Genomic DNA, 12,411 nt, shown 5'->3' on the forward strand with positions numbered 1-12,411 from the left:
AAACAAAGAAACCAATTATCAAAAAGGTTCTTCTGCAACGGATATTAGTGCATTATACGTCGGGGATCGAGTTAAATTAAGCTTTAAAAATAAAACTTCCTCGGTCATCTCAAAGGTAGCTATCAGTGAAACAGGTACACTAGTAGAAAATTTATATAAAGGTGAGATACAAGCGGTCAATCCTAATGCCAATAAGCTTACCGTGAAAAATCAACATGCCTTTGTTAACTGGCAATTTGGCTCTCAAACAACAAATGAACTTTCCACTATGCCTTTTACATCCAAAGTACCAATATATGTTGGGAATACGAAAGTCGAGAAAGGTCAGCTGAAAAATTATATAGGTAGCGAAGCATACTATGCGACCGTTAAACAATTTGGTAAGGAAGTAATCGAGAAAATTGTCGTATTGAAAAATAATGAAAGAACATATTACGAACCAATGCTGTCTGTAGATACAGATTACCAACTATTGAAACTGAAAACAGCAGGAACAATGTATTTCCATAATGGGACGATTTTAATTCGAAATGGGCGATTAATCGAACCTACTGGTCTTATGGCATATGGTACTGCTTTTGTCGTGGCTGATGGTGCTACACGCGATCACTATGCTCAAGTAATACAAGTAACAAGTGATAGTTTTATGTCACCTAATCTTGCTGGTCATGAATTATATTATGGACGCTTATCTCAAGCTGATGGATATGTAATTGAAATTGATGATGCGATGAAGATTGAATCAAATGTTTTCAAAAAAGCAGATCGTACTGTATTGTCAGTTAGTAATTCCACAAAAGCTATGGTAGATGACGGCAATAAAACATATAGTGTCATGCCAGATATTGAACTTTACTTATCAGAGGGTGACTATGGTTATTTCTATGTGAAGAATGGCCATGTACAAGCTCTTCATATTTTAGACAATGCTAAACCTGTTGCCCCTCTAATGCTCGCAGGGAAGCTACAGTCTGTGAAATCTACGTATCCTGCTGTTATTAATGTCAAGAGTGTTAGTCAATGGCAAAATGGTCGTTGGTATGAAGCAGGTGAAATGGTTAATATGAATATTGACCAAGCGACACTGATAAAAGCAGGTAAGGTGATTCAAGCTTCTGACTTACAGCCATCTGATCGTTTAGTTGTATTATCAGATCGATTTGTTAAAGCTCATTTTATTTTGGTAGATTAGTATGAATATGAAACTAAAAAAATTTGCGAGTCTTAAGCGAATATATTTCATAAGCTAAAGATGAAAAAGTTACTTTGAATACATTCGCAAGACGAGCAGATTTTTTTAGTGATAGTAGAAACAAGCTTCATTATGCACGCAAATGCACAGTGAAAGAGAGGAAAAGCGAATGCAAAAAAAATTATCTAAAGTAATGCTAGTTCTGACTATTTTTTTGATTGGAACTACTATTCCGTTCAATGCATCAGCTGCTTCATTAGAAACAACGGGTGCTGTAAAAAACGAGTATACATATGAAGAAGCCGTGTTCCTGTCTGGGACACCTGTTATTTTTAAAGGGACAAGTAAAGATATTAAAATTGCACAAAAAGAATCAAAAGGTAAATTAACTGAAACGTATAACATGAAGTTAACTGCAAGCAATGGCGCTACATTGACAAGAAATATTGCCTATGAATCAGATGTAGTGGATTATGCAGTTCTTGGTCAAAAAACATCCAATGGTGAAGTAAAGAAATACACTGAAAAAATTACAATCGGTGCCATTACTTATACGTTAGTCGATTATCAATTTTCACAAGGAACTGTTACTGATAATCGTGCAGCCTCTGATTATTACTCAGGAAATATTATTTCTAGAAAAACCTATGCCTTTGAAACAGGAAAAGGAAAGAATGCTGTTCAAAACACAGTAACAATTGAAACAGATAGCCGACATGCAGGCTATGAGAACTTCTGGGGTGCGACTGAAACTCAAATCACGGAGTCTGTTTATTCCTATAGTGATGGTAAAACAAGTCATGTGAAAAATCGTTTATCTACAAGTAAATCACGTGTTTTAAATTATGAGGAAAATCTCGGTAGCTTAGGGAGTTTTGAAGGTGGCTATGCAGTTGTAAGTGAAAAGGATGTTATTTCTGAATATACATACGACCTATCTTCAGGACAAAAAGGTACACTTGATTTAGATACAGAGTACATGCCAACAATTGAACGTCTTATCATTCCTAAATTCAGAGATTTAACAACCCATTACGCGAAAGAAGCAATTGAAAAACTTTATTCTCTAGGTATTTACTCAGATTCAAGTAACTTCTTTTCTCCTAATACACCAATGAAACGTATTGATTTTACGACGGCTATTGGTAAAGCAGTTGATTTACGTGTGTTTGAAGAAAAGAAATCAAAAAAGACACCTACTACAAGTGTTTTTAAAGACTTGAAGCGTTCTATCAAGGATTACGGCTATATTGAATCAGCGTTAAATAAAGGGATAATTAAAGGTGTTTCAGCTGATTACTTTAAGCCAGATAATGCGATTAATCGAGCACAGGCTGCAACTATCTTTGTTCGTGCTTTAGGACTTGAAAATAGAGCCCCTGATCCTGGCTACTTAACTAAATTTACAGATGACAATCAGATTCCAAATTATGCGCGAGATGGCATCTATATTGCAAATGAGCTTGGCCTAATGATTGGTGATTCTGCTGGTCGTTTTAATCCAAATAAACCGCTAACGCGTGCGGAGGCGTCAGTTGTTCTAGAACGATTCTTGAAATATTTAGAGGATGACTTAAAACAAAACTATCGTGATGACATATTGTTCTTTAACTAAAGAAAGGATGGAACAAAAATGACCTATGTAAAAAAAGCATTGCTTGCTATGCTTTGCTTCATGCTTCTACTGATGACAGCGACACCTACTGTCACGCAAGCAGCTACAACAATTAGAGATGTTCCAACAAATAGCAATAATTATAAAGCTATTTCCTGGGCGGTGGATAATGATCTCATGTCCTTAAATAGCGCAAATAATTTTTTACCAAATGATCAAGTGACAGATCGCGATCTTGTACTAATGTTTGCCAAGCTAGATCGTAACTATGCGTTATCTTATGTTGATAGTGTTGCTTATAATTTCTATAGTGATTTTTATTTACCATTTAATGGTACACATGTGAATACGAATCGAACAAAAGCTGTAACACGTGGCCAATTTGCCCGAATTTACGCTGCTTTTAAAGGCTTAGATTTAGATGAGCCACAGGCAGTGCAATATTTATATTCAAATGATTTATCTACAAGTTCTACAGACAAAAAGACATTTGCTAGCTTCAATCCATCTACAAAATTAACACGTGGTGATGTTGCTGTATTTTTATATCGTGCTGTTCAAAATAGCACTTTCGCAGTACAAGGATTAAAACGTAGTCCAGCTGGTCGTGATAATGATAGCATTACGTTACCTCCTGGTTTTATGGGTTCAAGTAGTGCTGATTTTGAAGAGCCAAAGGATAATTCCAATGATTTTACTGGACCCAATAATGTAAATAATGCATTGCAAAGTATTGTGGTGGAAAAGCCTGATTTAATTGCAAATAACGTTGATACAACACTTGTTACGGTGTCTTTAAAGGCTTGTAATGGTGACCCTATCGCAGATGATAAATCCTATTCATTCCGCGTGAAAGCATCCTACGGAAATATTGTTGATACTGCAGGTGAAGCAGTTGATATTGTTCAATCGGATGGTTCAACTGTATCCGCTATCGTTGTAGCACCAAAATTAACTAAATCAGTACGTGATACCATAACTTTTGAGCTAATTAATAATACAGACCCAGCAATGAAGTGTCTTGTTGGAGAGAAGCTAAATGCAGAAGTACGTTATGCACCACAGCCTGAATTGCGTATTGATTACCAAGTATACGACCCAGGAAATACAGAAGATAATGGCAGTGTGATACCTGAATTTCCGAAAAGTGAAGATATTCCAGAGTTCTTTACGCAAAACTTAATTGATGTCTATAGCCCAGTTCCTTTAGACCCCAATTCAGATAAAAAATTATTTAGTATTGGGCAGCAAACAAATGTGAAGGACGTTTTAGGGAATGTGCAAAACATTTATTTACGTTACGGTGGATCTGATCCTAAATATCCGGCTTTAGGTTATGAAAATGCTATTCTTCAATTTGAAAACTATAATATTTCTGTTTACTTATTTGAAGAACTTTTAAAGACACGTTTTGAAAACTCTGTTACAACGCCAGCTAAAACAGAAATTATGTATTTAATTGCTGACGATGGTCGTCCTATTTATCGCGTTCAAGGTATTGACGATGATATTGCCTCACAGGTAGAAAACATTAATCCAGTCGGCGCCATTATTCAGCTTATGAAAGAATTGCCTGACGAAAAGGATTTAACATTAGAGCATTATGATAGTGTGATGAAGATTTATTCGATTTTCACAAACTTAAGTAACTATGATCGTACGGTATTATTAAAATACCAAGGTGGTAAATTACTTGGACAAGTAGAGGCCTTTAAAAAACGAGTAGAGGCTCTAAAAGAAAGTGCTGAGGCGGCATCAAGACCATCAGGAAAAGATCGTTATACAAAAGTAATGGTGACTTTAGTGCGTCCTGGTGGAGAGCCTATTACAGATTATCAAGGGACAGTCAAAATTAAGTATGACGGAGTAGAAAAAACAGCTTCATTCATTACGAACACTTCAGATCCATTAAATAACACAGGAAATCCAGGTACTGCCGTAGCCTACTTTGATTCCGTTATTTATGGAAAATCTAAAGTGGAAGCAATACTCGTCAATCCAATAGATCCTCGCTATGCAACATCCTTGAAGGGTTTAAAAGATAAAACAGTGACGAAAGATATTTTTACGAATCCATACTTCAGTAAAAACTCTTGTTCTTTAGCAACAGAAATTGCCTATGTAGTAGATTATTCTTCTTCCATGAAGGCAGTTGATCCAACAAACTATCGTGGAAAGAAAATGATTGAACTAATTAATCAATTAAAGGCTAAAAATAACATAGTCATTGAAACGAATACAAAAGCAACAATACTTGGAGAAGGCACTACAGAAAATGTGTTGAAAAAAGATCTTTATAAAGCATCGAAAGAAAAGGGTGCAACCGATATTTTTGCAGGCATTGATATTGCTTTAACAAAATTCTCGAATGATTCGAAAACATCCAAAGCGATTGTCGTTGTATCTGATGGAAAAACTAGTAAATCAAAAATGACAAAAGTTATAAATGAAGCGAAAAAACAAGGCGTCAAGGTATACACAGTAAGTATGGGCAAGAAATCACAAGTAAATGACGCCACTTTAATGCAATTATCTTCAGAAACAGGCGGAACGTACTTCCATGCGATTGATAATTTACAATTGCATCAAGTCTTCCAGAAGCTAATTGATACAATTTTATGTAAAACGTCCGCTTCAAGCTGTATCAATCCGGAAGATTTATTTGAAGAAACAAGTGTTTCACTACGAAAAGGTTATATTACAATGAGCGCTCGTGTTGATAGTAACTGCCCAAATGTTGCAAAGATGAATGTACGTTTTAATTCCATCAGTGGAGATGTCCAATTTGATTTGCAAAAGCGTAGTGATCAAGTTTATATGTTAACGAAAACTGTTCAAACTATGCAGGACTTTAAAGTCAATGATGAGATTGAGTTTATAGCATACGATAAAGATGGAAATATAATTGCAATAAAGACTGTTACAATAACAAATTAATGAGAAAACTGCCTCCGATTGTGGGGCAGTTTTTTAATTTGAAACAACACGTATAATTTGTTACACTTAGTTTATAATAATTCTAATGTAGATGACGAATTGCAGTTCTTCATGACATGTTCACAAATTATTGATGAACTATTGTCGAACTGTGCTATAATGAGATTTGTGAATTAGAACGTGTGAGGTGTTATTCATGCATACCATCGTAGTAGGCTTGAATTATAAAACAGCGCCTGTTGAAATACGTGAGAAGTTATCATTCATTGAGAGTGAACTGCCACAAGCAATGGAAGCGCTGCAAAAGCAAAAAAGTATATTAGAAAACGTAATTGTTTCGACATGTAATCGTACAGAAATATATGCTGTTGTGGATCAATTGCATACTGGACGTCATTTTGTGAAACAATTTTTAGCCAACTGGTTTGATTTGCCTGTGGAGACATTTTCTTCATATTTAACGATTCGTGAAGAGGATGAGGCAATCGAACATTTATTTAAAGTGACAGCTGGAATCGATTCAATGGTTCTAGGTGAAACACAAATTTTAGGGCAAGTAAAAAAAAGCTTTTTAAGTGGACAAGAGATTGGTACAACAGGAACGGTATACAATCAGCTATTTAAACAAGCAGTAACATTTGCAAAGCGTGCTCATAATGAAACAGCAATCGGTGAGAATGCGGTATCTGTTTCCTATGCTGCCGTAGAATTAGCAAAGAAAATTTTTGGCTCATTACAACGCAAGCATGTAGCTATTTTAGGTGCAGGGAAAATGGGGGAACTTGCGATTGAAAACCTTTACGGTAGTGGTGTAGGGAAAGTTACTGTCATTAACCGTACATTTGAAAAAGCAGAAAGCTTAGCGGCTAAATTCCATGGTGAAGCTAAATCAATGAAGGAATTACAATGTTCTTTGCTAGAAGCGGACATTTTAATTACTTCAACAGGTGCAACAGATTATGTTATTGATTACGAGCTAATGCAATTCGTGGAACGTTTACGAAAAGGAAAACCATTATTCATGGTAGATATAGCGGTTCCTCGTGATATTGATCCACGAGTTGGCGACCTATCAAATGTTTTTCTATATGATATCGATGATTTACAAGGTATTGTCGAAGCGAATTTAGCAGAGCGTGAACGTGCTGCTGCTGATATAACTGATATGATTGGCAAAGAAGTTGTGCAATTTAAAGACTGGGTAGCAACGCTTGGGGTAGTGCCAGTCATCTCAGCATTACGTAAAAAAGCAAATCGTATCCAAGAAGAGACAATGACAAGTATCGAAAATAAAATGCCTGATTTAACGGAACGTGAACGTAAAATTTTAAGTAAACATACAAAATCTATTATCAATCAATTGTTAAAGGAGCCAATCTTACAAGCTAAAGAAATGGCTAATTCTCCAAAAGCAAATGAACAGTTACGTTTATTCCAACAAATTTTTGGTATAGAGGATGCTGTGGAAGCTGAAGTTCATGAGATGACAAAGCAAGAGCTTGAGCGCAAAGAACGCTCACAGGTATCTCAGACTTCTACTGAACCAAAGTACTCTTTCTAAATTATCTATTGCGCTCATATAGATAGCCATGGTTGTACAGAGGTATTGTGCGCAATTGGATTTTCTACTGATATTACACGAGGCGTTTTCGTATCTGTATGGTAAACTAAGGATACGAAAACGTTTTTTTGTTTTCTATATTAGAATAGTTTATTAATTTCGCGACAAAGAAGGGATGTCTATTGGCTGATTTGACCATGACGAGGCTCTATGAAGTGATGATCGTCTTGTATGCGATCAGTCTAGTTTTTTACTTTACTGATTATTTTTATAAGCAAGTACGTGCAAGGCGCATTGCTTTTTGGCTTGTTTCATTTGTATGGATGATTCAAAGTGCCATTATCATTTTAACGTTTGTGGAAACGAAGCGTTTTCCGATTTTATCCTTGTCTGAGGGAATACTTTTTTATTCCTGGTTACTTGTGACGTTATCCATTATCCTTCATTGCATAGCAAGGGTGGATTTACCTGTGTTTATTATTAATATACTAGGATTTTTGTTCGCTAGTATATTTACTTTTATGCCGAAACGTCCTACAGGAGCTGTCGGGGATACTTTAATTTCGGAGTTGCTTTTTATTCATATATCATTTGCAATACTGTCTTATGCAGCATTTACTTTAACATTTGTGTTTGCCATTTTGTATCTCGTGCTATATCGTTTGCTGAAAAAGAAAAAATGGTCGCATTTATGGACTAGGTTGCCTTCCTTGCAGCAGACAAGTAGCTGGATGAATATTTCTTTTTTTATTGGGATTCCGATGTTATTTATAAGTTTAATATTAGGCTTTGAATGGGCACTATTAACATTAGAGAGTCTTTCGATTTTCGATGCGAAAATCATAGGGTCCTTCATTATTTTAATTTTGTATTGTTTTATCTTATATGTGAATCGCAAAAGCAAGCTGACAGGTACAACTTATGCATGGGTACATATTTATGCCTATCTATTAGTTGTTGTGAACTTCTTCCTAGGAAGTAGTTTATCGCGATTCCATTTATGGTATTAGAAGAAAGGTTGGAGACTGTTGAGAAAAATTATTGTAGGTTCTAGGAGAAGTAAGCTAGCGCTAACGCAAACAAATTGGTTTATTAATGAATTAAAAGCGGCTGGTGTACCATTCGAATTTGAAGTAAAAGAGATTGTAACCAAAGGTGACCAAATATTAGATGTTCAGCTTTCAAAAGTAGGTGGGAAAGGGTTGTTTGTGAAAGAAATTGAACAAGCCCTTTACGATAAAGAAATTGACTTTGCTGTTCATTCTATGAAAGATATGCCTGCTGTATTGCCAGATGGGCTAGTGATTGGTTGTATTCCACCACGTGAAGATGCGCGTGACGCATTTATTTCGAAAGGGCATGTTAAATTTGCTGACCTTCCTGCAGGAGCAGTCGTTGGTACAAGTTCTTTACGTCGTAGTGCACAGCTTTTAACAGTACGTCCTGACATCGAAATTAAATGGATTCGTGGAAATGTTGACACACGTTTAGCGAAGCTTGAAACAGAAGAATACGATGCTATTATTTTAGCTGCAGCTGGTTTGAAACGCCTTGGTTGGAGTGATGATGTAGTCACTGAATTTTTACCTGTAGAACATTGTCTGCCAGCTGTAGCACAAGGCTCTCTAGGCATCGAATGTCGTGCCGATGATGCGGAGCTTTTAGCCGAATTAGGTAAGCTGACTGATTCATTTACATGGCAAGAAGCACATGCAGAACGTGCATTTTTGGCAGCAATGGATGGTGGTTGTCAAGTACCAATCGCAGGGTATGCTACTTCAAATGGGGAAGAAATTACATTAACAGGCCTTGTTGCTGCTCCAGACGCATCTGTTGTATATAAGGAAACAGTAGTTGGCACAGATGCACAAAAAATTGGAGAAGAGCTAGCTGCAATTTTAACAGAACAAGGTGCTTTCGATTTAATTCAGCGTGTAAAGGCAGAACAAGATGCCAAGTAATTTACCTCTAAAGGGTAAAACCATACTTTTAACAGGCACATCTAAGACAACAACCATTGTCGAAAACATAACATCTTTAGGTGGCCATGCCATCATAGCCCCATTAATTGAAACTTGCGAACGATTAGATAGTAAGGATGCTGAACTATTGAATCACGCGAAGCAATATGATTGGTTGATTTTTACTAGTCAAAATGCTGTAGAAGCTTTTGCTAGTAAAATGCTTCGACATCAATTGAATGCGGATCACTTCCAAGGAAAAATAGCTTCCATTGGCACAAAAACAACGACAGCATTAGAAAATTTAGGATTTCAAGTAAGCTTTATGCCTTCCGTATTTAGTGCTGATATTTTCGTTAAAGAATTTCCAAGCGTAGCGGGTAATCATCCGAGATGTCTGTTTATTCGAGGCGAAAAGGCGAAAAGTACGCTGAAGGATGGACTGCCTTTTGAGTTAAAAGAATGGACAGTCTATGAAACAATAGAACGACATGATCAAACATCTGTTATTGTCAATTGCATCCAGCAACATCAAAATGTCACAGTGATTTTTGCTAGTCCTTCAGCAGTTGACGTGTATGCAAGGGATGTTGTGCCACATATCGGCTGGCATGCAGCTCGCATTGCAGCCATCGGCCATATTACGGAAGCGGCTCTTGAACAATACGGTGCTATTGTGGATATTATGCCAAGTGTTTATACAATGCAAGCAGTCATCGAAGAAATTATGAAAGTAGGGGACAAATCATGACAAAACTACAATTTCAAAGACATCGTCGTTTGCGTGCCAATGCAACGATGCGATCAATGGTAAAAGAAACATACTTACATAAAGAGGACCTGATCTATCCTATTTTTGTAATAGAAGGCGAAAATATTAAAAATGAAGTACAGTCAATGCCTGGCGTTTTTCAATTTTCATTGGATAATCTAGAGGCAGAGGTGGATGAGGTTGTAGCTTTAGGTATTCCTGCGGTTATTTTATTTGGCTTGCCAGCTGAAAAGGATGCGGTTGGAACAGGTGCATTTCATGATCATGGGATTGTGCAGGAAGCAACTCGACTCATTAAAACACGTCATCCTGAGTTATTAGTCATCGCGGATACATGCTTATGTGAATTTACGGATCATGGACATTGTGGCTTAATTGAGGGCGATCAAATTTTGAATGATCCTTCATTAGATGTTTTAGCCCGCACGGCGATATCACAAGCAAAAGCTGGTGCTGATATTATTGCTCCTTCTAATATGATGGACGGCTTTGTAACGGCAATTCGTGCTGGTCTAGACGAAGCTGGTTTTGAACATATTCCGATTATGTCCTATGCAGTCAAATATGCATCCAGTTACTATGGACCTTTCCGTGACGCTGCAGATGGCGCTCCACAATTTGGTGATCGTAAATCCTACCAAATGGATCCTGCAAACCGTCTAGAGGCATTCCGTGAGGCAGAGTCAGATATTGAAGAGGGCGCAGATTTCTTAATTGTCAAACCTGCTCTTAGCTATTTAGATATTATTCGAGATATGAAAAATAACTACCCATTACCGCTTGTTGCGTATAATGTTTCAGGTGAATATGCAATGATTAAAGCGGCTGCTATAAATGGTTGGATTGAAGAGAAAAAAGTTGTGCTTGAAACATTATTAGGTATGAAACGTGCAGGCTCTGATTTAATCATTACGTATCATGCAAAAGATGTTGCACGTTGGTTGGAGGAGAAATAAATGACACGTTCTTACGAAAAATCAAAACAAGCCTATGCTGAAGCTGTTCAATTAATGCCGGGGGGTGTAAGTAGCCCAGTACGTGCATTCAAATCAGTAAATATGGACCCGATTTTCATGGAATCTGGTCATGGGGCAATCATTAAAGACATTGATGGCAATGAATATATTGATTATGTATTGTCGTGGGGTCCGCTAATTTTAGGACATACACATCCAGAGGTAGTGAAAGCAATTGCAGATACAGCTGCGAAGGGTTCTTCGTTCGGTGCTCCAAGCTATACAGAAAATCGCTTAGCCCAATTAGTATTAGACCGTCTACCAGGAATGGAAATGATCCGCTTTGTTTCTTCAGGAACAGAGGCTACTATGTCTGCATTACGTGTAGCACGTGGTGTTACAGGGCGTGATAAGATTTTAAAGTTTGAAGGGTCTTATCATGGTCACGGTGACTCTTTATTAATTAAAGCCGGTTCTGGTGTTGCCACATTAGGCCTTCCTGATAGCCCTGGTGTGCCTGCAGATATCGCACGGAATACGTTGACAGTTGCCTATAATGATTTAGAAGGGGCAAAAGTGATTTTCGAGAAATTTGGCGCAGAGTTAGCTGCAGTCATTGTGGAGCCAGTCGCAGGAAATATGGGGGTTGTTCCACCACAGCCCGGTTTCCTAGAAGGCTTACGTGCGCTTACTTCAGAGCACGGTGCATTATTAATCTTTGACGAAGTTATGACAGGTTTCCGCGTAGATTATGGCTGTGCACAAGGGTATTTTGGGGTAACACCAGATATGACTACTTTAGGTAAAGTAATCGGAGGGGGTCTCCCTGTAGGTGCGTTCGCTGGGAAAAAAGAAATTATGGAGCAAGTAGCCCCTGCTGGACCAATTTATCAAGCAGGAACATTATCGGGGAATCCACTAGCGATGACAGCCGGTTATGAAACGTTATCCCGTTTAGACCATGGTACGTATGATTACTTTAAAAAATTAGGAGATCAGCTTGAGGCTGGTTTCCGTGAAGCAGCAACAAAATATAATATCCCGCACACTGTCAATCGTGCAGGCTCTATGATTGGCTTCTTCTTTACAAATGAAAATGTCATTGATTTTGCTTCTGCTAAAACATCTGATTTACAATTATTCGCTGAATACTTCCGTCTAATGGCAGAGGAAGGTGTTTTCTTACCTCCTTCTCAATTTGAAGGACTATTCATCTCAACAGCCCATACGGAAGAGCATATTGCGAAAACAGTGGCTGCATTCCATAAAGTATTTGCGCAATTAGCCAAATAAAATTTGATAGAGCATGCTAGAATTATTTCTAGCATGCTCTCATATTTTTGAAAAACAAAGCCCTTCGCCCGTCAAACTTGCTTTTTCTACCGTTGTACTTTTTTAATGGATCAAGCAGAAAGCA

General features: G+C 37.4%; 9 protein-coding genes. All 9 read left to right on the forward strand.

Annotation, left to right across the window (positions count from 1 at the left end; genetic code table 11):
• A partial coding sequence (locus tag CD31_RS03320; protein ID WP_036075776.1) for a hypothetical protein occupies window positions 1–1,192 on the forward strand: 1,192 nt, incomplete at its 5' end.
• 169 nt (window positions 1,193–1,361) lie between these two features.
• Window positions 1,362–2,807, forward strand: coding sequence for an S-layer homology domain-containing protein (locus CD31_RS03325; protein WP_036075779.1), 1,446 nt, complete (start codon window positions 1,362–1,364; stop codon window positions 2,805–2,807).
• Window positions 2,808–2,825: 18 nt separating this feature from the next.
• Window positions 2,826–5,744, forward strand: a complete 2,919-nt coding sequence (locus tag CD31_RS03330; RefSeq protein WP_036075780.1) for a VWA domain-containing protein — start codon at window positions 2,826–2,828, stop codon at window positions 5,742–5,744.
• Between the two features lie 196 nt (window positions 5,745–5,940).
• Window positions 5,941–7,305 (forward strand): glutamyl-tRNA reductase, encoded by a 1,365-nt coding sequence (gene hemA / locus CD31_RS03335; protein WP_036075782.1) that lies wholly within the window; start codon window positions 5,941–5,943, stop codon window positions 7,303–7,305.
• 182 nt (window positions 7,306–7,487) lie between these two features.
• Entirely contained in the window at window positions 7,488–8,315 is an 828-nt protein-coding gene (locus CD31_RS03340; RefSeq protein WP_016991874.1) for a cytochrome C assembly family protein, read from the forward strand.
• 18 nt (window positions 8,316–8,333) lie between these two features.
• Window positions 8,334–9,266 (forward strand): hydroxymethylbilane synthase, encoded by a 933-nt coding sequence (gene hemC, locus CD31_RS03345; protein ID WP_016991875.1) that lies wholly within the window; start codon window positions 8,334–8,336, stop codon window positions 9,264–9,266.
• The gene (locus CD31_RS03350; protein WP_036075783.1) at window positions 9,256–10,017 is read left to right on the forward strand and encodes a uroporphyrinogen-III synthase; all 762 of its coding nucleotides are present in this window, start codon (window positions 9,256–9,258) and stop codon (window positions 10,015–10,017) included. The genes hemC and CD31_RS03350 overlap by 11 nt, the downstream gene beginning before the upstream one ends.
• A complete protein-coding gene (gene hemB / locus CD31_RS03355) occupies window positions 10,014–10,994 on the forward strand; it encodes a porphobilinogen synthase (protein ID WP_016991877.1) in 981 nt (326 codons plus the stop codon). Before CD31_RS03350 ends, hemB begins: the two co-directional genes overlap by 4 nt.
• Window positions 10,995–12,287, forward strand: a complete 1,293-nt coding sequence (gene hemL, locus CD31_RS03360) for a glutamate-1-semialdehyde 2,1-aminomutase (RefSeq protein ID WP_036075785.1) — start codon at window positions 10,995–10,997, stop codon at window positions 12,285–12,287.
• The last annotated feature ends 124 nt before the right edge of the window (window positions 12,288–12,411 follow it).

This window comes from Lysinibacillus boronitolerans JCM 21713 = 10a = NBRC 103108, from assembly GCF_000772935.1.
GTDB classification, from domain to species: domain Bacteria; phylum Bacillota; class Bacilli; order Bacillales_A; family Planococcaceae; genus Lysinibacillus; species Lysinibacillus boronitolerans.

Coding starts and splice junctions, on each gene's coding strand:
- hemB (WP_016991877.1), top strand. CDS start 10,014: ATGACAAAACTACAATTTCAAAGACATCGTCGTTTGCGTGCCAATGCA.
- CD31_RS03325 (WP_036075779.1), top strand. CDS start 1,362: ATGCAAAAAAAATTATCTAAAGTAATGCTAGTTCTGACTATTTTTTTG.
- CD31_RS03350 (WP_036075783.1), top strand. CDS start 9,256: ATGCCAAGTAATTTACCTCTAAAGGGTAAAACCATACTTTTAACAGGC.
- hemL (WP_036075785.1), top strand. CDS start 10,995: ATGACACGTTCTTACGAAAAATCAAAACAAGCCTATGCTGAAGCTGTT.
- hemA (WP_036075782.1), top strand. CDS start 5,941: ATGCATACCATCGTAGTAGGCTTGAATTATAAAACAGCGCCTGTTGAA.
- CD31_RS03330 (WP_036075780.1), top strand. CDS start 2,826: ATGACCTATGTAAAAAAAGCATTGCTTGCTATGCTTTGCTTCATGCTT.